Annotated in this window: 20 protein-coding genes; 15 read left to right on the top strand and 5 right to left on the bottom strand. The window is 61.5% G+C overall.

Translation table 11 applies throughout. From position 1 onward, the window contains the following. Window positions 1–86: 86 nt before the first annotated feature. From RMO51_RS04945 to trmB, 6 genes are all read left to right on the top strand, one after another. Window positions 87–1,247: an SPOR domain-containing protein gene (locus RMO51_RS04945; RefSeq protein WP_310392555.1), complete on the top strand. Its 1,161-nt coding sequence runs from the start codon at window positions 87–89 to the stop codon at window positions 1,245–1,247. 8 nt (window positions 1,248–1,255) lie between these two features. Further along, window positions 1,256–1,951, top strand: a complete 696-nt coding sequence (locus RMO51_RS04950; RefSeq protein ID WP_310392556.1) for a MotA/TolQ/ExbB proton channel family protein — start codon at window positions 1,256–1,258, stop codon at window positions 1,949–1,951. A gap of 89 nt (window positions 1,952–2,040) precedes the next feature. Continuing rightward, window positions 2,041–2,460: a biopolymer transporter ExbD gene (locus RMO51_RS04955; RefSeq protein ID WP_310392558.1), complete on the top strand. Its 420-nt coding sequence runs from the start codon at window positions 2,041–2,043 to the stop codon at window positions 2,458–2,460. A gap of 113 nt (window positions 2,461–2,573) precedes the next feature. After that, on the top strand, window positions 2,574–3,452 hold the full coding sequence (locus RMO51_RS04960; protein ID WP_310392560.1) for a hypothetical protein: 879 nt from the start codon (window positions 2,574–2,576) through the stop codon (window positions 3,450–3,452). Between the two features lie 121 nt (window positions 3,453–3,573). Then, window positions 3,574–4,890, top strand: a complete 1,317-nt coding sequence (locus RMO51_RS04965; protein ID WP_310392562.1) for a folylpolyglutamate synthase/dihydrofolate synthase family protein — start codon at window positions 3,574–3,576, stop codon at window positions 4,888–4,890. Between the two features lie 60 nt (window positions 4,891–4,950). Then, window positions 4,951–5,616, top strand: a complete 666-nt coding sequence (gene trmB, locus RMO51_RS04970; RefSeq protein WP_310392563.1) for a tRNA (guanosine(46)-N7)-methyltransferase TrmB — start codon at window positions 4,951–4,953, stop codon at window positions 5,614–5,616. On the opposite strand, the gene RMO51_RS04975 is transcribed toward trmB, so the two are convergent. Further along, entirely contained in the window at window positions 5,613–6,209 is a 597-nt protein-coding gene (locus RMO51_RS04975) for a hypothetical protein (RefSeq protein WP_310392564.1), read from the bottom strand. The genes trmB and RMO51_RS04975 overlap by 4 nt on opposite strands. A 139-nt stretch (window positions 6,210–6,348) precedes the next feature. Here RMO51_RS04975 and rpe point away from each other — a divergent pair, with 139 nt between their 5' ends. Further along, on the top strand, window positions 6,349–7,071 hold the full coding sequence (rpe, locus tag RMO51_RS04980) for a ribulose-phosphate 3-epimerase (protein WP_310392566.1): 723 nt from the start codon (window positions 6,349–6,351) through the stop codon (window positions 7,069–7,071). Between the two features lie 27 nt (window positions 7,072–7,098). Further along, window positions 7,099–9,702 carry a TonB-dependent receptor plug domain-containing protein gene (locus RMO51_RS04985; RefSeq protein ID WP_310392568.1) on the top strand — a complete coding sequence of 868 codons (2,604 nt, stop codon included), beginning with the start codon at window positions 7,099–7,101 and terminating at the stop codon, window positions 9,700–9,702. Here the strand turns inward: RMO51_RS04985 and RMO51_RS04990 are convergent. From RMO51_RS04990 to RMO51_RS05000, 3 genes are all read right to left on the bottom strand, one after another. Further along, window positions 9,699–9,932: a hypothetical protein gene (locus RMO51_RS04990; RefSeq protein WP_310392569.1), complete on the bottom strand. Its 234-nt coding sequence runs from the start codon at window positions 9,930–9,932 to the stop codon at window positions 9,699–9,701. The two genes, RMO51_RS04985 and RMO51_RS04990, sit on opposite strands and share 4 nt — an antisense overlap. 4 nt (window positions 9,933–9,936) lie before the next feature. Continuing rightward, window positions 9,937–10,656, bottom strand: a complete 720-nt coding sequence (locus tag RMO51_RS04995; protein WP_310392570.1) for a sterol desaturase family protein — start codon at window positions 10,654–10,656, stop codon at window positions 9,937–9,939. Between the two features lie 96 nt (window positions 10,657–10,752). Then, window positions 10,753–11,319: a Crp/Fnr family transcriptional regulator gene (locus tag RMO51_RS05000; RefSeq protein ID WP_310392571.1), complete on the bottom strand. Its 567-nt coding sequence runs from the start codon at window positions 11,317–11,319 to the stop codon at window positions 10,753–10,755. Between the two features lie 441 nt (window positions 11,320–11,760). Here RMO51_RS05000 and hisG point away from each other — a divergent pair, with 441 nt between their 5' ends. From hisG to hisIE, 7 genes are all read left to right on the top strand, one after another. Next, entirely contained in the window at window positions 11,761–12,612 is an 852-nt protein-coding gene (gene hisG / locus RMO51_RS05005) for an ATP phosphoribosyltransferase (protein ID WP_310392572.1), read from the top strand. Window positions 12,613–12,623: 11 nt separating this feature from the next. Continuing rightward, window positions 12,624–15,053 (top strand): histidinol dehydrogenase, encoded by a 2,430-nt coding sequence (gene hisD / locus RMO51_RS05010; protein ID WP_310392573.1) that lies wholly within the window; start codon window positions 12,624–12,626, stop codon window positions 15,051–15,053. Window positions 15,054–15,109: 56 nt separating this feature from the next. Next, complete coding sequence (hisB, locus tag RMO51_RS05015; RefSeq protein ID WP_310392574.1) at window positions 15,110–16,216, top strand: bifunctional histidinol-phosphatase/imidazoleglycerol-phosphate dehydratase HisB; 1,107 nt, start codon at window positions 15,110–15,112, stop codon at window positions 16,214–16,216. 74 nt (window positions 16,217–16,290) lie between these two features. Then, window positions 16,291–16,878 (top strand): imidazole glycerol phosphate synthase subunit HisH, encoded by a 588-nt coding sequence (gene hisH, locus RMO51_RS05020; protein WP_310392576.1) that lies wholly within the window; start codon window positions 16,291–16,293, stop codon window positions 16,876–16,878. A 47-nt stretch (window positions 16,879–16,925) separates the two neighbouring features. Further along, window positions 16,926–17,642 carry a 1-(5-phosphoribosyl)-5-[(5-phosphoribosylamino)methylideneamino] imidazole-4-carboxamide isomerase gene (locus RMO51_RS05025; protein WP_310392578.1) on the top strand — a complete coding sequence of 239 codons (717 nt, stop codon included), beginning with the start codon at window positions 16,926–16,928 and terminating at the stop codon, window positions 17,640–17,642. A gap of 52 nt (window positions 17,643–17,694) precedes the next feature. Then, complete coding sequence (gene hisF, locus RMO51_RS05030; RefSeq protein WP_310392579.1) at window positions 17,695–18,450, top strand: imidazole glycerol phosphate synthase subunit HisF; 756 nt, start codon at window positions 17,695–17,697, stop codon at window positions 18,448–18,450. Window positions 18,451–18,530: 80 nt separating this feature from the next. Then, a complete protein-coding gene (gene hisIE / locus RMO51_RS05035; protein WP_310392581.1) occupies window positions 18,531–19,226 on the top strand; it encodes a bifunctional phosphoribosyl-AMP cyclohydrolase/phosphoribosyl-ATP diphosphatase HisIE in 696 nt (231 codons plus the stop codon). Here hisIE and RMO51_RS05040 read toward each other — a convergent pair. Next, window positions 19,223–20,272: a hypothetical protein gene (locus RMO51_RS05040; protein ID WP_310392583.1), complete on the bottom strand. Its 1,050-nt coding sequence runs from the start codon at window positions 20,270–20,272 to the stop codon at window positions 19,223–19,225. The two genes, hisIE and RMO51_RS05040, sit on opposite strands and share 4 nt — an antisense overlap. Window positions 20,273–20,417: the final 145 nt, after the last annotated feature.

Raw genomic sequence — 20,417 nt, forward strand, 5'->3', positions numbered from 1 at the left:
GGGGCGTGTGCGTCCCCAAAGCTTGAGCCGGATGACCGGCGCCCGGAAAACCAGCAAGCAGGAACCAGCCACCAGAAACAACCGCCATGCACCTCGCCGACCACATCCGCCCCCTGCTCCGCGACCACGATTGCGTGATTATCCCGGGTTTTGGGGGCCTGGTGGCCGACGTTTCCCCGGCGCGGGCGCGGCCCGGGCGGCAGGCGCTGAGCCCCCCCACCAAGCTGGTGGCCTTCAACCAGGCCCTCACCCGCAACGACGGCCTGCTGGTGGATGCCCTCAGCCAGCACCTGGGCCTGCCCATCGCGCAAGCTCGTGAGGCCGTGCGCACGGCCGTGGCCGGGCTGCAGCGGGAGCTGGACGAAACCAACCGCACCGAGCTGCCGGGCATTGGCATTTTTCGCCGGGCCGTGGGGCGGGGGTTGGCCTTTGAGTACACGGGCACCGACAACCTCCTAGCCGCCGCCTTTGGCCTGCCCGAACTGGCGGCCCGGCCCGTGCGGGCCAACGATGCCCGGCCGCGCCGGCCCCAGCCCCAGCCCGCCTTGCGCGGCATAGCCACCCGCCGCTCGCGTCTGGCACGCCTGCTGCCCGGCGGCATCATTGCCGTGGCCGCCGGGTTGCTGCTGCTGGCCAATTACCAATTCTTGTTCACCGCCGGCTATTTGCCCGCCAACTGGTTAGCCCGGTTGCCCCGGGTGGAGCCGCGCAGTGCCGAGGCGGCCTCCGTCCCCGCGTTTCAACAAGCCGCGCGTAGCCAGCACGGTTTTGGCAGCGGTGTCCCCGTTGAGGTGGAAACGGCAGCTCCCGAAGCTGCCACTGAGCCGGCCGATGGCCAGCCCGAGGCGGCGGCCGCCCGCCGCGAGCCGGAGGCGCCCGAGCTGCCAGCGGTTCCCGCTGCTGCTGCCGGCAAAAAGGTCGCCGGCAAAAAGCTGGAATCCGCGGCCCCCGCAGTTACCGTAGCTAGTGCCCCCGCTGCTGCCGCTGCCGCCCAACCCACCACAATTAAAAGCCGTACCGGCCGTTACTACGTCATTGCGGGGGCTTACAGCACTTTGGCTCACGCCGAGCGCGGCCATAAAGCCCTGACCCGTACCGGCCACGCTTCGCGCATCATCTTGCCGCCGGCGGGCAGCCGGCTGTTCCGTCTCACCGCCGCCGACTATCCCGACCTGGCTTCGGCCCAACGCGAGGCCCAGCGGCTGCGCGTCCGCACGCGGGGTGACTACAATACCTTGAAATTTTAATTGTCCGCATGTCCGTACTCCTTTTGCAAGTTGCTGCCACCTCAGCCGATACAGTAAATACCGCCGTTACGGCCGCTCCGGTAGTGCAAGCCGACGTTCCCATCATCGATTTGCTTTTGCGCGGGGGCTTGGTCATGATTCCCCTGGTTGCCCTCTTCACGCTCTCGGTGTACATCATCATCGAGCGCTACCTCACCATCCGTAAAGCCGCGGGTAACCCCGATTCCTTCATGGCCGGCATCCGGTCGCTGATGGTGAAAGGCGACCTGCCCGCCGCCAAGCTGCTGTGCGCCCAAACGCCCTCGCCGCTGGCCCGGATGGTGGAAAAAGGCCTGCGCCGCATCGGGCTCCCGCTCAAAGAAATTGAAACCAGCGTCGAAAACGTGGGCAAAATTGAAATTGCCCGGCTCGAAAAGAACATCAGCATCCTGGGCATCATCGCCGGCATTGCGCCCATGATTGGGTTCGTGGGCACCATCATCGGGGTAATCAAGATTTTCTATTCCATTGCGGCCACCAAAGAATTCGGCATTCCGCAGGTGGCCGACGGTTTGTACGTGAAGCTGGTTACCTCCGCGACCGGCCTCGTGGTGGGCATTATCGCGCACGTGGGCTACCATTGGCTCAGCATTCTGGTGGAGCGCATGGTGTTTCGGATGGAGAATTCAGCCATCGAGTTCATGGACATCCTTCAGGACAACTAGTCTTTAGTTGTCAGTTGCTCGTTGTCAGTTGTCAGGTGTTTCCTGTCGCTGTGACTAACAACTGACAACGAGCAACTGACAACTATAAAATGAACCTTTCCCGCCGTCATCGCCTCACCTCGCATGTTGAGACCGGAGCCATGAACGACATCATGTTCTTCCTGATGTTGTTTTTTCTCATTGCCTCCACGCTGGTCAACCCCAACGTCATCAAGCTACTGCTGCCCAACGCCAAGTCGAGCAAGCAGGTAATGAAGCAGCCCATTACCGTCTCGGTGGATGCGGCCGGGCAGTATTTTGTCAACAAGAAACCCGTCAACCCGTCGGCCGTAGAGGCCGAGCTGGTGGCCCTGGTGGGCCCGGCGCCCGCCGCGGAGCAACCCACGGTGGTGCTGCGGGTCGACGCATCGTTGAACGTTCAGAAGCTGGTTGATATTCTGGAAATTGGCAACCGGCTCAAGCTCAAAATGGTGATGGCCACCCAGGCACAGCAGGCGGCGGCTAACTAAATTTCTTGATGCGCTGATTTTTTGACGTGCCGGCGGGTCATTTATCGATATCTTACGAATTGTATCGTCAGTTCACGAAAAAACAGCGCTTTAACGCGTCCGCACATCAGCCAATGGCAATTGACTATCCCGAACCGCACCGTCGCGAGGCCCTGATTGGCACCTTGGTGGTCAATGGGCTGCTGCTGCTGCTGTTCATCTTCACGGTATTCAAGGGGCCCAACCCTCCGCTGGCCGCCATCGGGGGCGACGGGGTGGAACTGAACTACGGGCTGGACGAAGCCGGCTCGGGCGACGTGCAGAGCACGGCCACGGCCAACAAATCGCCCAACCGCGAAGACAGCCGCCCGCCCGTGGCCCGCCCCGACCCCCAGCCGCGGGCCCAGGCCGCCCCGCCCGACCCCACGCCGCCGGCGCAAGCGAAGGTCATCACCAGCGAAGCCGAAGAGAGCGGCGTTTCGGAAACGCCCGTCAAGACCCCCGCCCCGCCCAAGGAGGAGGTGAAGCCGACGCCAAAACGAGAGCGCAAAGTGGCCGTTGCGTTTTCGCCCAATGGCAACGCCACGGGCGGGGGCAACGGCGTGAACGGCAGCAGCGACGCCCCGACGGGCAACAACAACGGCGACCGCCCCGGCAGCGTGGGCGACCAGGGCGACCCCGACGGCACCCTCGACGCGAAGGCTTTGTACGGGGCCGCGGGCCGGGGCGGCTCCGGCAGCAGCCCCGGCAGCGGCGGCCTGGAAATGAGCGGCTGGCGCTTTGCCAGCACGCCCGTGGTGGAAGCCATCGACGATAACTCGGGCGTGGTCCGGTTTAAAATCAAAATCTCGGCCGACGGCGAAATCGAAGCCGTGACCAAGGTATCGGGCAATGTCTCGGCAGCGCAGGAAAAGGCGTGCCGGGACAAGCTGCTGGACGCCAATTTTGTGAAAACCAACGGTGCGGCCGGGGGAGCGACGGGCTTCTACACTTTTAAAATAGTGGTTCGCTAAGCAAGCGCGTTGCTCGTGCAAGCCCCGCGGTCTGCGCAGCAGGCGGCGGGGCTTTTCTGCGGCAATCCGGCCAGGCGGCCGTTAATTTGCGGCGGATTATACGCTTTCAACGCGGCCCTGAATGACTTACGCCGAAACCCTGGCTTACCTTTTGGAGCACCTGCCCATGTTTCAGCGGGTGGGAGCGGCTGGTTTCAAAAAAGGCCTGGGCAACACCTTGGCGCTGGCCGGGGCAATGGGGCACCCGGAGCGGGAGTTTCGCAGCGTGCACGTGGCGGGCACCAACGGCAAGGGGAGCAGTTCGCACTTGTTGGCGGCCGTGCTCCAGGCCGCGGGCTATAAAGTAGGGCTCTACACCTCGCCGCACCTGCGCGATTTTACCGAGCGCATTCGCGTGAACGGGCGGCAACTGCCCCCGGAGTATCTGGTGGAGTGGGTGGCGCGCTGGCGGCCGCAGTTCGATGAGGTGCAGCCCTCGTTTTTTGAGATGTGCGTGGCGCTGGCCTTCACTTATTTTGCCGAGCAGCGGGTGGACGTGGCCATCGTGGAGGTTGGCCTCGGCGGCCGGTTCGATTCCACCAACATCATCACGCCCCTGGTTTCGCTCATTACCAACATCAGCCTCGACCACCAGGCCTTTCTGGGTGACACGCTGCCGGAAATTGCGGGCGAGAAAGCGGGCATCATCAAGCCCGGAGTGCCGGTGGTCGTGAGCCAGACGCAGCCCGAAACCGTGGGCGTATTCGAGCGCGAAGCCAGCGCCAAGCTCGCCCACCTGGTGCTGGCCGACCAAATCTATCAAGCTGCTTTCACGGCCGAGCCGGCGGCCGAAACCGGGTTGCGCCCCCTGGCCGTTACCCAGCACGGGCGGCCTTACCTGCCCAACGCGGAGCTGGGCCTGCCCGGCGACTACCAGCAACTCAACCTCCCCGGCGTCCTGGCCACGCTGGATGAGCTGCGTGCCCTGGGTTTTCGCACTACCGAAGCGGCGCTTCGGACCGGCTTGCGGCAGGTCGTGCCGCTCACGGGCCTGCGCGGGCGCTGGAGCGTCATCGGCCGCCGCCCGCTGGTGATTTGCGACACGGGCCACAACGCGGCCGGGTTGGCTTTGGTGGTGGCGCAGTTGCGGCGGCTGCCCCGCGAGCACCTCCACCTGGTCATTGGCGCGGTGAACGACAAGGACGTGGCCGGCATGTTGGCCCTGCTGCCCCGCGAGGGCACGTACTATTTTTGCGCGGCCGACATCCCCCGGGCCCTCGCCGCCGCTGAGTTGGCACAGCAGGGCGCGGCGCTGGGCCTGGCGGGTGAGGCCCACGCTTCGGTTGCGGCGGCCGTGGCGGCGGCCCGCGCGGCGGCGGGGCCCCGGGACGTGGTGTTCATCGGCGGCAGCACCTTCGTCGTTGCCGAAGTCGACGACTTATTCACTCATTTCCCGTGAGTGGCCCGGAAACAGCTCCGTAATTCTGCGCATTCCCTTCAATCCTTACTGCTTCCCAATTTGCCGCGCGTCAAACTGCACCGTTTTACGGACAACGCCACCCGGCCCGACATCATTGAGCCGGGCAAGCCGGAGTACGAACAGCTCGGGGGCCGCTGGCGCACCGATTTTTTCCCGGAGCCGCACCCCCTGACGCTGGAAGTGGGTTGCGGCAAGGGCGAATACACCGTGGGGTTGGCCCTGCGCCACCCCGGCCGTAATTTTCTGGGCCTGGACATTAAAGGCGAGCGAATCTGGCGGGGCAGCACCCGGGCGGCTGAACTGGGCCTGGCCAACGTGGGCTTCGTGCGGATGCGCGCCGAGGCGCTGGCGGCCCAGTTCGGGCCCGGGGAGCTCGATGAAATCTGGATTACGTTTCCCGACCCGCGGCCCCGCGACCGCGACATCAAGCGCCGCCTGACCTCGCCGCGCTTCCTCAACCTCTACGCTGAATTGTTAAGCCCCGGGGGCCTGCTTCACCTCAAAACCGACAACGCGGGGCTGTTCGAGTATTCCCTGGAAATCCTCGCGGCCCGGCCCGACGCCGTTGTGGAACGCCACACGCGCGACCTCTACGCCGAGTCCGGGCCAGAATTCGCCGAAGCCCAGGCCATCCAAACCAATTTTGAGGGCAAGTACCGGGCCGTGGGCCTGCCGATTAACTACCTGCAATTTCGGCTGAGCTAGTCGGTTTCGAGCGCTTCAAACACGGCTTCGAGCTGGTCAAAATCGCGCAGTCCGGGTTTTACTTCGTTGCCCGACGGGAGCGACAAGCCCGCCAGCGGGAACCGGGTGGCCAGTTCCCGGGCCCGGGCCGGGTCCAGGCCCGGGCCGAGCCAAAGTTTGTGGGCGGCGGCGAGCACCTGCAAGGCCCGTTCGTCTTCGCTACTCGTAACGGCCGCCAACTCCACCACAATGCCGGCCACGGGAAAGGGGAGGGGCAACGCTTCGGCAACCGCGTCCGGGCCAAGCGCCAAATACACTGGCGGGGCGATTTCGGCCATTGCCGCCGCCGTTGGGAAGGAGCGAAGCAGCACGGCATCGAGCGCGCATTCGGCCGCTATGGCATTGATTTGAGGAGCGCTAAGCTGGTCGAACTCCCCGAGCAGCTCAACGCCGGCAATCCAGCCGGCCAGTTCCTGGACGGTCTTGGCATCGACGTGGCCGGGCAGCGCCGGGTCGAGGATGAACGTAAGCTTGGCGGCCCCCATGCCGGCGCAGTAGCGGGCGTCGGACAGGTTGTTGATGCCGCGGATGAGGAGGGGAACGAGGTGGGGCACGGGGTGGGAAGAACGATTAAACCGGAGGCCCGGGCAAAGCGCGCGAGCCCGCACTGGCGGGCCGGGGCGCCGCAAAAGTAGGGCCAGGCCGTGGGTTTGGGGGCGTGTGCGCTGCGCGCGCCGGCGTATCTTCGTCGTCATGAATCCACCCCGCCGCGTTCCCTTGCTTGCCCCCTCGTTCCTGGCCGCCGACCTGGCCAACCTGCAGGCCGAAACCGAGCGCCTGGCGACCAGCGCTGCCGACTGGCTGCACTTCGATGTGATGGACGGCCGCTTCGTGCCGAACATTTCGTTTGGTTTGCCGGTGCTGCAGGCGGTGGCCCGCCACGCCAAGCAGCCGCTCGACGTGCACCTCATGATTGAGGAGCCCCAGCGCTACCTGGCCGCGTTTCGCGACGCCGGCGCCGGCATCCTCACGGTGCACTACGAAGCCTGCCCGCACCTGCACCGCGTGGTGCAGCAAATCAAGCAGCTGGGCTGCCGGGCCGGGGTGGCGCTGAACCCCCACACCCCGGTCGCGCTGCTCGAAGACATTGCCGCCGACCTTGACGTGGTGCTCGTGATGTCGGTCAACCCCGGCTTTGGCGGCCAGGCCTTCATTCCGAATACCTTGAAAAAAGTGGCCATGCTCAAAGAGCTGCTGCTCGACGCCGGGTCGGATGCCCTGATTGAAGTTGACGGCGGCGTAAGCCTAGCCAACGCGGGCCCCCTGGTTGAGGCCGGGGCCGACGTGCTGGTGGCGGGTAATTTCGTGTTCAGCGCGCCCGCCGGGCCGGTGGCCACGCTGGCTAGCCTGCGCTCGCATTTGGCCGGGCTGGAACTCAATGCGGCCGAGGCGCCGCGCGCGGGCCGCCGGCAATAATCCCGCGGCCCGCCCGTTTTCAAACCCGTGAAAAAAACCGTTACGCCGCGCTTGCCGCATCCGAGAGCTTTGGGGAAAAACATTGGTGCCCGCTGGGTCCGGGCCGCGGCTTGGGGCCTGGCCCTGGTGCTGCCGCCGGCCGCGGGCGCGCAAGCCCAAATTCCAACCCCCGCGCCGGTTCAGGGCCCCGCCGCGGCCGTGGTGAGCATAACCGGAACCTTGCGCGATGCCAACGGCCAGCCCCTGGAGCTGGCCGCGGTGGGAGTGGAGGGCCAGCCCGGTGGCACCAACACCACCGCCGAGGGCGCATTCGTGCTGCCGGTGCGGGTGCCCGCCGCCGGCCAGGCGGTGTTTCTGGTGGTGCGCCGCCTGGGCTACCTGCCTTTGCGCGTGCCGCTCCGGCTGCCCGCCGACGCCGCCCAACCCCTGCGCTTGGCCATGCGCCCGGACGCCCGCGCCCTGGGGGGCGTTCGGGTGCTGGGCCGCTCCAACCAGGCCGACACCCGCGAGCAGGTCAGCATCACGCGCATTGACCCGCGGGCGGCCAAGGAAATTCCCTCGCCGTTTGGTGATTTCAACGCCATTCTCAAGACGCTGCCCGGCGTGGTGTCCAACAACGAGCTGAGCAGCACCTACAACGTGCGCGGCGGCAACTACGACGAAAACCTGGTTTACGTCAACGGCTTCGAGATTTACCGGCCGTTTCTGGTCACCTCCGCCCAGCAGGAGGGCTTGAGCTTTATCAACCCCGACTTGGTGCAGCAGGTGGAGTTCAGCAGCGGGGGCTGGCAGCCGAAGTACGGCGACAAGCTGGCCTCGGTGCTGAGCGTGGACTACAAGACGCCCGAAAAGTTTGCCGCTTCGCTCACCGGGAGCCTGGTGGGCGGCGCGGCCCACGCCGAAGCCCGGTCGGCCAACGGCCGGGTGAGCTACCTGGCCGGGGTGCGCTACAAGAACGCGCAGTACGTGCTCAACTCTTTGCGCCAGGCCCAGGGCGGCTACAACCCCACTTTCTACGACGCCCAGGCCTTCGTCAACATCGGGTTGGGCCGGGCCGACGACTTGCAGCGCACCACGCTGGGCCTGCTGGGCGTGGTGGCCCACAACGACTACCGCTTCGCGCCCGAAACCGGCCAGGCGACGTTTTCCACGGGCACCAACCAGTTCACGCGGGTATTCATCGCCTACGGGGGCCGCGAGCGCATGCAGTTCGACACCTACCAAAGCGGCCTGAACCTGAAGCACGACTTCTCGCCCAATCTGCAAATGGAGCTGCTCGGCTCGGCGCTCGTCTCGCGGGAGTTTGAGTTTCGCGACGTGGAAGCGGCCTACACCTTTGCCGAAATCAACCGCGACCCCGATTCGAAAGAATTCAATCAGCCCGTGCGGCAACGCGACATTGGTTCGCAGTTCAAGCACTCGCGCAATTTTCTGACGGCCCGCATTTTCACCGCCGAAACCCGCGGCCGCTGGACGCCCGGCGCCGCTCACACGGTGCGCTGGGGCGCCAAAATCGGCCGCGAGAAAATCAGTGACGTCCTCGACGAGTACAGCTTTGCCGATTCCGCCGACTTTGTGCCCGATGCCCGCCGCCTGCGCCTGCGCACCGATTTGGGTTTGCTCAGCACCCGCAGCCAGGGCTTCGTGCAGGACACCTGGGCGGTGGATTCCCTTCGGACCCTGACCGTTGGTGCCCGGGCCCACTACTGGACCGCCAACGGCCAGCTCGTCATCAGCCCGCGGGCCCAGTACTCCCAACTCAGCCGGCGCCACCCCAACCGCTCGTTCAAAGCGGCGGTGGGCGTGTATTACCAGCCCCCGTTCTACCGCGAGCTGCGCGACCAGCAAACCATTCAGTTGGGTGTGCAGCAGGCCTTTCTCAACCCCGCGTTGCGGGCTCAGAAGTCCTACCATTTTATCTTGGGGAAGGAAATCAGCTTCGAGAAGTACGGGCGGCCCTTCAAGTTTTCCGCCGAAGCTTACTACAAGTACCTGACCGACGTGGTGCCGTACGACGTGGACAACGTGCGCCTGCGCTACTTCGCCAAAAACAACGCCCGGGCCTACGCCGCCGGTTTTGATGCCCGCGTGAGCGGCGAGTTCGTGAAAGGGGCCGAGTCGTGGTTCAGCCTGGGGGTGCTCACCACGCAGGAAAACGTCGACGGAGATTCCATCAACAGCGTGGCCAGCGACGGTACCCTCGTCGGCCGCCGCGCCAAGGACTACATCCGCCGGCCCCAGGACCAGCGCCTGAACGTGGGCGTTTTCTTCCAGGACCATTTCCCCAACAACCCGTCGGTGCGCGGCTACGTGAACCTGGTGTTTGGCACCGGCCTGCCGTTCAGTCCCCCCAACGAGCCCGACCTGCGCGGCACGAGTGCCCTCGAAACCAATTACCGGCGCGTGGACCTGGGTTTTTCCAAAGTGGTGAGCCTGAAAAACAAGGACGCTTCGAGGGCCCATTTTTACAGCCTGGAAAGCCTGTGGATGGGGCTGGAAATCCTCAACGTACTGGCGGCCAACAACGTGGCCGGCTACAGCTACCTGCAGGACGTAAACGGCGTGACGTACTCCGTGCCCAGCTACCTGTCGCAGCGCGTGGTGAACCTGCGGCTGATTGCGCGCTTTTAGCGCGTGCCGCCAATCAGCAGAATCAGCATCCCCAGGACCACCATCAAAGCTGCGACCAGCAACGTACCCGTCGTTACGATGGCCGTGGTTCGCAAAAAACCAAGCCATTTGCTCCGGGCGGTCCGCTCAGCCTGGTCCGTCAATCCGGCAAAGCACCACTTCATGACCTGCCAGCAGGCCCCCGCCACCAGCAAGCCCCCGGCTCCGACGAGCATTAGTAGAAACAGCATGGCCTCAGGGCTTGTGCACGTCCCGGAAGCGCAGCATGTCGAGCAGGCGCAGCTCCTTGGACGTATCGAAGCCGCAGGAAGTCGTGAATTTTTCCGGGTTGTGGTACGTGCCGAACAGCATGTCCCACCACACGATGTCGCCGTAATTGTTGGCGTGCTTTTCGTACTCGTGGTGGATGCGGTGCATCTCAGGCCGCTGAAAAACGTAGCCCACCCAGCGCGGCGTGCGCACGTTGGTGTGGTAGAAGAACTCGCCCAGCGCCGTGCAAAGCGTGTAAATGGCCCCCGCCTCGGCGCTCAGGCCCAGCAACGTGTAGATGAGCAGGCCGCCAATGATGGAATTAACGGTCATTTCCACGGGGTGCTTGTAGAATGAGGTGATGACCTCGATGCGCTGGGGGCTGTGGTGGATTTGGTGGAAATGCCGCCACAGGAAGTCCACCGTGTGGCGCCAGCGGTGCCACCAGTAGAACACGAACGTGGCAATGAAGTAGGCCACCAGGCCGCCCGCCCAGGCCGGCACGTGCCGCGACAGATGAAACAACGAATACGCCGACAGCCATTTCTCCCAGCTCAGGCCCGCTGCGATGACAACCAGCAGCTGCACAAAATTGACCGCCAGCACGCGGATGGTCCAGGTGGGCACGGCCGGCAGCTTCCAGCCGGGAATGAGGCGTTCGAGTAAAAAACAGCCGGCGAACACGGCGAAAATGGTGAGGAGCATGGCGTGGTTTTTTTGGGGTGATGGAATGCCCCAAAGGTGGCGGCTTCCCGCACGCACGTTCCTGACAAATGTCATTTTCGCGGCCCGCCGCCGGAGCTACGCGGACCGGTTGCGCAGGCGGCTGAGCGTCTCGGGGGCCATGCCCAGGTGGGAGGCAATGTGCTGCACCGCCACCCGCTGAAACACCGTGGGAAAGGCGCGCAGCAGCAGCTCGTAGCGCTCGGCGGCCGTCCGCGAGCGCAGGTGCAGGGCCCGTTGCTCGCTCAGGACGTAATACTTCTCAATCAGCCGCCGGCCCGTAAAGTTGAATTCCGGGAAGTCCCGGTAGAGGCTTTGCAGCTGCTCGTAGCTGATGGAGTGCACCACGGCCGGCTCCAGCAGCTCCAGGTACTCTTCGGAAGGCTGCTGGGTGAAGAAGCTCAGGATGGAAATCACAAAATCACCGGCCTGCATGAACCACGACGAAACCTCGCGGCCGTGCAGCAGGGTGTAGCCCCGCACCAGGCCGGTTTCCAGAAAATACACCCGCCGCGCCACCTGGCCCGGGCGCAGCAGCACGTGGTGCGCCGGCCACTGCTCGCGAACGGTGCGCGCCGCCAGCGCCGTGGCCAGCTCCGCGCTAAGCGGCTGTATCGCATGTAGAAAGGGGATGAAATCGGCCATGCAGCGGGAAGAAAGCGGCAAGTTCGCACCCCGCCCGCCGACAAATGCCTGGCCGGGCCGCAAACTTTTGGGCGGGCTCAAAGGTATTGACCTCCGAGGCCGCGGCTTTACGGGCGGCCCTCGTTTCGTTTTTCGTTTTACCTTTGCCCCCGATGACGCCTCCGGCTTTCCCCTTGTGCTTTGATGTAGCGGCGGCCGCGGCTTTGCGGGCGGCTTCGGACAAGGCCGCGGCAACAGGCGGGCACCACCATCGGTGGGGGGCCGGGCGGTGTGCCGGGTGCTAGCGTAGCACCGGCGGCCCGTGCCCCCGCCGCTGCGCTCCCGGGCAGGCCTGCCCCGGGCTACTTCTTCAATTTCTGGGAAATTCCGCCGCCGGCCATTGGGCCGAGGCTGGCCTGATTGGTGCCCCGGACGGGGCTCCGCCCAACTGTTCACTGCTTCATGCTACGATTAGCCATTCAAAAATCCGGTCGCCTGAGCGAGGATTCCCTTGCCCTCATTCGCGAATGCGGCATCAACTTCATCAGCAGCTCCTACAAGCTCAAGACCGAGGCCACCAATTTCCCGCTTGAAATCCTGTTTTTGCGCGACGACGACATTCCCGGCTACGTGCAGGACGGCGTGGCCGACCTGGGCATCGTGGGCCAGAACGTGCTGGTGGAAGCCGGCCATCCGGGGTTGGAAGTCGAGTCGTTGGGGTTCAGCAAGTGCCGGCTGAGCCTGGCCGTGCCCCGCGCCGACGCTTACGGCTCCGTGACGGCCCTGCAAGGCAAGAACATCGCCACGTCTTACCCCAACATCCTCGGCCGTTACCTGGCCGAGCACGGCGTGCAGGCCCATTTGCACACCATCAGCGGCTCGGTGGAAATAGCCCCCAGCATTGGTTTGGCCGAAGCCATTTGCGACATTGTGAGCAGCGGCTCCACCTTGCTGGGCAATGGTCTCCGCGAGGTAGAAACCGTGTTTCGCTCTGAAGCCGTGCTCATCGCCCAACCCAACCTGACCCCCGAGCAACTGGAGCTGCTCGACCAGCTCCGCTTCCGCATGCAGGCCGTGCGGCGGGCCAAGCGCAGCAAGTACATTTTGCTGAACGCCCCCGTGGCGGCCCTCGACGAAGTGCGGCGGCTCTTGCCGGGCATCAAGTCGCCCACCGTAACCCCCTTGGCCGAAGCCGGTTGGGTGTCGGTGCAGTCCGTGGTGCAGGAGGACGACTTCTGGCACATCACCAGCCAACTCAAGGCCGTGGGGGCGGAGGGCATTCTGGTCTTGCCGATTGAAAAAATGATTGCCTAGCCCGGTCCGTCATGCAACGCTATTCCTATCCTGAGCCCAACACCTGGCCCGCGCTCCAGCAGCGCGCCGCCACCGCCGAAGCGCCGCAAGTGCTGGCCCGCGTGCGCGAGATTTTTAGCCAGGTGCGCGCCCGCGGCGACGCCGCTTTGGTAGCCCTGGCCGCCGAACTCGACCGCGCCACCATCGAGCACCTCCGGGTCTCCGACGCCGAGTTTGGCGCCGCGGCTGCCCAGGTGCCCGCCGCCCTGCAAGCCGCCATCCGCCAGGCCAAAGCCAACATCGAAGCCTTTCACGGGGCCCAGCGGGAGCCCGAGCTGCGCGTTGAGACCATGCCCGGCGTGGCCTGTTCGCGCCGCGCGGTGCCGGTGCAGCGCGTGGGTTTGTACGTGCCGGGGGGCTCGGCGCCCTTGTTCAGCACGCTGCTCATGCTGGGGGTGCCGGCCCGGCTGGCGGGCTGCCCGGAGGTGGTGGTGTGCACCCCGCCCCGCCCCGACGGCACGGTGAGTCCGGTCATTTTGTTCGTGGCGCAACTGCTGGGCATCACAACCGTGGTGAAGGCGGGGGGCGCCCAGGCCGTTGCCGCCCTGGCGTTTGGCACGGCCAGCGTGCCGGCCGTGGATAAAATATTCGGTCCCGGCAACCGCTACGTCACCGCGGCTAAGCAGTTGGCTGCCGCCGAGTGCGGCGTGGCCATCGACATGCCTGCCGGGCCGTCCGAAGTGCTCGTCATTGTCGATGCCAGCGCCAACCCCGCGTTCGTAGCGGCCGATTTGCTGTCCCAGGCCGAGCACGGACCCGACTCGCAAGTGGTTGTGTTGAGCGACTCAAGCGCCCTCCTGGAACAAGTGGCGGCAGAAGTCAACCGTCAGCTGGCTACGCTGCCCCGGCGCGAGGTGGCGACGCTGGCCTTGGCCAACAGCCGGGCAATACTGTTGGCCGACGCAGCCGCGATGCTGGCCTTCTCCAATCAGTACGCCCCGGAACACCTCATTCTCGCTTCGGATGCCGCCGAAACCCTGGCCGCCCAGGTAACCAATGCCGGCTCCGTATTCCTGGGCCACCTTACGCCCGAAGCGGTGGGCGACTACGCTTCCGGGACCAACCACACCCTGCCCACCAGCGGCTACGCCCGCCAGTACAGCGGCGTGTCGCTTGACTCGTTCGTTAAGAAGATTACGTTTCAGCGGTTGTCCGCCACCGGCTTGCGGGCTCTTGGCCCCGCCGTCGAAACCATGGCGGAAGCCGAAGGGTTGGCCGCGCACGCCCGGGCCATCACGCTGCGCCTGGCCGCGCTGACAACGGACGCTGAAACCCCGGCCGCAACCGCCCCGGTGTCCGCCCCGGCCGCCAGCCCGTACGCCGGGCTCATTCGCCCCAGCGTGGAGCGCATGCAACCCTATTCCTCGGCGCGCGACGAGTTTGAAGGGTTGGCCCCGGTGATGCTCGACGCGAATGAAAACAGCCTGGGTTCGGTTGGTCCCGACGATTTCAGCCGTTACCCCGACCCTCACCAGCGGGCCATTAAGGCTGCGCTGGCCCGGTTGAAGGACGTTTCCCCGGCAAATATTTTCCTAGGAAACGGCTCTGATGAAGCCATCGATTTGCTGGTCCGCCTCACCTGCACGCCGGGCCAGGACGGCATTGTGGTGTGTCCGCCCACGTACGGCATGTACGAAGTGGCGGCCACCCTCAACGACGTACGGGTTGAACGACTCCCGCTCACGCCCGATTTTCACCTTCCCTCTAATGCGGTTGACGTGCTGGCGCGTTCTGCTGCCAAGCTGCTTTTCCTGTGTTCGCCCAACAACCCCACCGGCAATCTGTTGGCCTCGGGCGTCCTGGAAACCATTATTCGGACCTTCAACGGGTTGGTTGTGGTCGATGAGGCTTACGCTGACTTTGCGGCGGCGCCCAGTTGGACCACCCGCCTGGCCGAATTTCCGCGCTTGGTGGTGCTCCAAACGTTTTCCAAAGCTTGGGGCTTGGCCGGCTTGCGCCTGGGCGTGGCCTACGCCGCGCCGGCGCTGGTTGCCTACCTTGATAAAATCAAGCCGCCCTACAACATTTCGGCCGCCACCCAGCAGCACGCGCTGGCCGCGCTGAGTGCCGCGCCGCGCCTGCCCGCAATGCGGGCTGCGCTCCTTGAGGGTCGGGCGTGGCTGGCTCAGCAATTGCTGCTGGTGCCCATTGTCGAGCATGTTTTTCCTTCGGAGGCCAATTTCCTGCTTGTGCGCTTCCGCACCGACGCGACCCTTGTGTACGACCATCTGCGTGCTCAGGGGATTGTGGTTCGCAACCGTACTTCGCAGCCCGGCTGCGCCGGCTGCTTGCGCTTGACCGTTGGCACCCCCGATGAGAATGCACGCTTGCTTCGCGCGCTGCGTGGCTTGACTGCCGGCGTAGGGGCGGAGCTGCTCGCCGCTTCAACCACTGGTCTTTGATGCGTCTGGTTCAGCAGGCTTCCGTTTGTTTTTTTCGCTAACTGTTATTCCTTGCTTTGAAAAAGGCCCTGTTCATTGACCGCGACGGCACCATCCTCGTGGAGCCCCAGCCCAGCCAGCAAATCGACGGCCTGACCCCCGACAAGTTTCAGTTTTTGCCGGGAGCAATCAGCGCCTTGGCCCGCATCGCCCAGGACTTGCCCGAATACGAACTGGTATTGGTGTCTAACCAGGACGGATTGGGAACTGCCAGTTTTCCGGAATACACGTTTTGGCCCGCTCATCAACTCATGCTGGACATCCTGGGCGGGGAAGGCGTCCGGTTCGCGGCCGAGCACATTGACCGAAGCTTTGCCCACGAAGGTCTCTCCACCCGCAAGCCCGGTACTGGCTTGCTTGGTCGTTACCTCGATGCCGCTAACGATTACGACCTGGCCAACTCTTACGTCATTGGCGACCGGCTCACGGATGTGGAACTCGCCGCTAATCTTGGCGCGCAGGCTATTTTACTCAGTACCGAACCAAACCCCCGCGCAGTACTAACCACCACCAGCTGGGAAGCCGTGTACCGTCACTTGCGCTATCCCGCCCGGGTAGCAACCATTGAGCGCAATACGAACGAAACCAAAATTTCTATTCGGTTAGATTTAGACGGCACCGGCCAAACCGATATTCACACGGGGTTGGGATTCTTCGACCACATGCTTGAACAGCTGGGGCGGCACAGCGGAACGGATTTACACATAAGAGTAAACGGAGATCTGCACATTGACGAGCATCATACCGTGGAAGATACAGCTCTGGCCTTGGGCACTGCCTTCTCGCAGGCCCTGGGTGATAAACGCGGCCTAGCCCGCTACGGGTTCTTGCTGCCTATGGACGAGGCTCTGGCGCAGGCCGCCATTGATTTTTCGGGTCGACCCTGGTTGGTTTGGAAAGCTGATTTTTGCCGTGAGCGGGTGGGCGACCTTCCCACGGAGCTCTTTTTTCACTTCTTCAAATCGTTCACCGACAACGCTCGTGCTACTTTAAACATTACCTGCGTTGGAGAAAATGAGCACCACAAAATCGAGGCTATTTTTAAAGCCGTTGCCAAAGCCATCAGGATGGCCATTCAGCGGGACGAGTCCGTTGCCATCCCTAGCACCAAAGGCATACTGTAAACCGGTGGATGTGATTCCATAGAGATAACCCATTTGTATAGATTATACATATGGGTTTATACAAGTAATTTGTCATGGAAATAGCAGTTGTTGATTACAAAGGAGGTAATGTGCAGTCTGTTCTGTTTGCTTTGGAGCGATTGGGAGCGCGACCCACGCTCACTTCAGACGCTGAAACATTGCGTAAGGCCGATAAGGTGCTTTTTCCTGGCGAAGGCGAGGCCTCTTCGGCAATGGCAGCACTGCGAGCCACGGGACTGGACCAGGTCTTGCCGACGCTCACGCAGCCCTTTTTAGGTATTTGCCTGGGCATGCAGCTGCTCGGGAGCCACAGCGAAGAAAACGACACGGCCCTGCTGGGCCTGTTGCCTTTTACTGTGCAGCGGTTCTTGCCCGACCCCATCCATAAAATCCCGCACATGGGCTGGAATAATTTGCAATCGTTGCAAGGACCGCTCTTTGCTGGCTTGACCGGCGCGGACCATGTTTACTTTGTGCACAGCTACTACGCCCCAGTGGGGGCCTACACTACGGCGCAGGCACTACACCCGGCTCCCTTCAGTGCCGCAGTGCAACACGGCAACTTTCACGGCGTGCAGTTTCACACTGAAAAAAGTGGGGCCGTGGGCACCCGCATTTTAGCCAATTTCTTGGCCCTGTAGAGGCTTGTTGGTTGCCGTTGCGTTCTCGTTTTTTATCCGTTTTCTCTGTGGAAATAATTCCCGCTATCGATTTGCTTAACGGTCAGTGCGTGCGCCTGAGTGCTGGCGATTTTGCCCGTCAAACAACTTACGACGCGAACCCCGTGGTCGTGGCTCAGCGTTTTGCCGACGCCGGCATTCGTCGCTTGCACTTGGTTGACCTCGACGGCGCGCGCGCCGGGCATCCGGTCAATCTTGGGGTACTGGAGGGTATAGCCCGTTGTACTTCGCTGGACATCGACGTGGGCGGTGGCATCCAGACCGATGCCGCGCTCGCTCAAGTGCTGGCAGCCGGGGCCACCCACGTCACGGCCGGCAGCCTGGCCGTTCGGGAACCGGTCAAGGCCCAAGCGTGGTTGAGGCAGCACGGCTCCGATACTATTTTTCTGGGTGCGGATTTTAGGGGCGAGCACATCCTCATAAATGCTTGGACGGAGCCGAGTTCCTGGACGTTAACAGCTTTCATCGCGGCCTATCTGGCCGCCGGGGCTACTACGTTTGTTTGCACCGACGTAAGCAAGGATGGCTTGTTGCAAGGGCCTTCATTGGCTACTTATCGTGGTTTGGTGCAGCAGTACCCGGTTGCCCGTTTCATTGCCAGCGGCGGCATTACCACCGTCGCCGACCTTGAAGATCTTGCCGAAGCTGGCTTGCACGGGGCTATTATCGGCAAAGCTTTGTACGAAGGCACCATTGAGTTGGCTGATTTACGTATTTTTCTCTAATTCAGCAGGTACGGTTAGCTTGTGCATCCTCCTCAATTTATCTAGCTAGATCGTGATTAAAAAACGTCTCATTCCTTGCCTGGACGTCCGTGATGGCCGTACTGTGAAGGGCATCCAGTTTGAAGGGCTGCGTGATGCCGGCGACCCGGTTGCCTTGGCGGCCCGTTACGCCCGCGATGGGGCTGATGAGTTGGTATTTCTCGATATTACGGCCACCAACCAACGCCGGCAGCCGCTCACGGCGCTGGTGCGTGAAGTGGCACGGGTGGTCGATATTCCGTTCACCGTTGGCGGGGGCATCGGGTCGGTGGCCGACGTTGAGGCACTGCTGCTTAACGGAGCGGACAAAGTTTCTATCAATTCGGCTGCTTTAGCCCGACCGGATTTTATCGCCGAGCTGGCTCGGCGATTTGGTTCGCAGTGCGTGGTGGTCGCCGTGGATGCCCGTTTGGTTGAAGGCACTTGGCAGGTCATGACCCGGGCGGGTACCGTAGCCACCGGCCGCGAAGCGGCTGCGTGGTGTCGAGAAGCCGCCGAATTAGGTGCCGGAGAGTTGCTATTGACCTCCATGAGCCACGACGGCACAAAATCAGGTTTTGCTCTGGAATTGACCCGTGCGGTAAGCGATGCAGTATCGGTGCCCGTGATTGCTTCGGGTGGAGCTGGTCGGCCGGCGGATTTTGCCGCAGTTTTTACCGAAGGAAAAGCTGATGCGGCCTTGGCAGCTAGCATCTTCCATTTTAATGAAACTGCGCTGCCAGTCTTGAAGCAATATCTGCACAGGGCTGGTATCGCGGTGCGGTTGTAATCACCAATTACCCAGTTTCCCGAGTTAAACCAGTGGGCACATGCTAATGTCCCCTAAAGTATGCTCCTTGCTACACTACTATGGTTACTGATTTTCACGTGCCTGTTCCTTCTGCATTGCGTTTTGACCCAGTCACTGGCTTACTTCCTGCCATTGTGCAGGATGCCGATACTGGCCAAGTATTGATGTTGGGATATGTTAATGAAGAAGCTTGGGTGCGTACCCAACAAGAGGGGAGGGTCACGTTTTTTTCTCGTTCAAAGAACAGGCTGTGGACCAAAGGGGAAACAAGTGGCAATTACCTTGCGGTCGTTAGTCTGCACGTTGATTGTGACGCTGACACTGTACTGATTCGTGCTGTTCCGTATGGTCCCACTTGTCACCGAGGTACTGTTAGTTGCTTTGAGCAGTTTGAACAAGCCCAGTATCCCGCTGCGCCGGTTGGTTTTCTTGCCGGGTTGGAGCGACTAATTATAGAACGCCGACAATTTCCTGAAAGGGCTCCTACTTCGTATACGGTGTCACTTTTTAGGAGCGGCTTGTCTAAAATTGCGCAGAAAGTAGGGGAGGAGGCTGTCGAAACCGTTATTGATGCCGTAGCAGGTCGTCGTGATACGTTACCTGGTGAAGTAGCCGATTTGCTTTATCATCTTTTGGTATTACTCGTTATGTCTGGGGTGCCGCTCTCAGAAGTCATCGAAGTGCTCCAGCAGCGTCATCGTCTTCCAAGTACGCGCCATCTCACGCAGGAAGGACTGGGTCATCAGGAAAATTAAGCCCTGAGTTGTCTCCTGATTTTTTCCAGTAGGGCCATCGCAAGAATAATGTCTTCTTCTTCGGTGATTGCCAGAGAAGTATTAATTCCAGGTCCGCTGATTTGGATTTGAAAATTGGGATTTGGGCTTTCCATTGCTGAGTATCCTGGGCTTTTTGTTTGTTCAGGTATTGTTTGCAAGGGCGTTAAATTCTTTCTTATTTGGTTTTCATCGTTTAAATCGAGATTAATCCCTCCAATTCCTTTGGGTTGAGTCTTATCTATATGTACCATTGGAGTAAGTACTGTTGAGCTGGAACGATTTAACTCAAATAATTTGGCAACAGCATCAGACTCGTTTACAGGTTTTTTAAAGGCATTAGAATTGGAATTTTGAGGATTATTGGCTATAGACGTTTCGGGTAAATTCTCAAATAATGGGTTGTCTATTGTGGTGGGATAGAGCTTTATGTCAGCTGACCTTGACGCGGTTGGAGATAAATTGATATTCGTGTTGTTTTCATCTTGTTGGAAAGATTTGAGTACCGGTTGTGGACTGTTTGGTTCGCGTCGTTGGGCCTGTTTGTTGTTTAATGCGTCGATGTCTGCTATTATGTTATGTTCGTCAAGCAGTCCTACCATTCTACATCCATCTACGAAGGCCTTTGCTACTCCTTGAGCGTTTATTTCCTCAACGCCAAATTCTCTAATTAGCATTACGTCCAGCATTTGAACAGGTAACTCTCTGGATCTGAATTTTCGGCAAATTTGCGTGAAAAGTGGGGGTGTAAGAAAAGCTTCTCTGTGGAAGATGAGTTCCTCTTGTTTGTCATACGCGTGTTTAATTCGTTTAAATAAGGTGGTTGTGGTAAGCAATTCACGTTTGCTTGTAAGTAACCTGAATTTTACCGCTGAGCCAATGATTGCTTTGAATGAGCCGCTCACTTTCCGGTCTAGTTTTCGTGCGGCTGTTTCCACTGCACATTTCCCCCCGGTGTCATCCACGATTTCGCTTAGTTCCCAAGCTCCGTCATAACTTGTTCTTGGGTAGTCTATTAGTTTAGGCATAGCTGTAAGAGTTGAAGTGTTGTCTTGTTCGTCTAACTAACTTAGTATAAAAAAGTTTATCCGCGCGTAATCATTTAATACCTTTTATTACTTACTAAGTCTATTTTATACGTTTGTTCAGTGGGCTATGGCACTGCAGCTTCAT

The sequence above is a fragment of the Hymenobacter sp. genome (assembly GCF_031398885.1).
Classification (GTDB): Bacteria; Bacteroidota; Bacteroidia; order Cytophagales; family Hymenobacteraceae; genus Hymenobacter.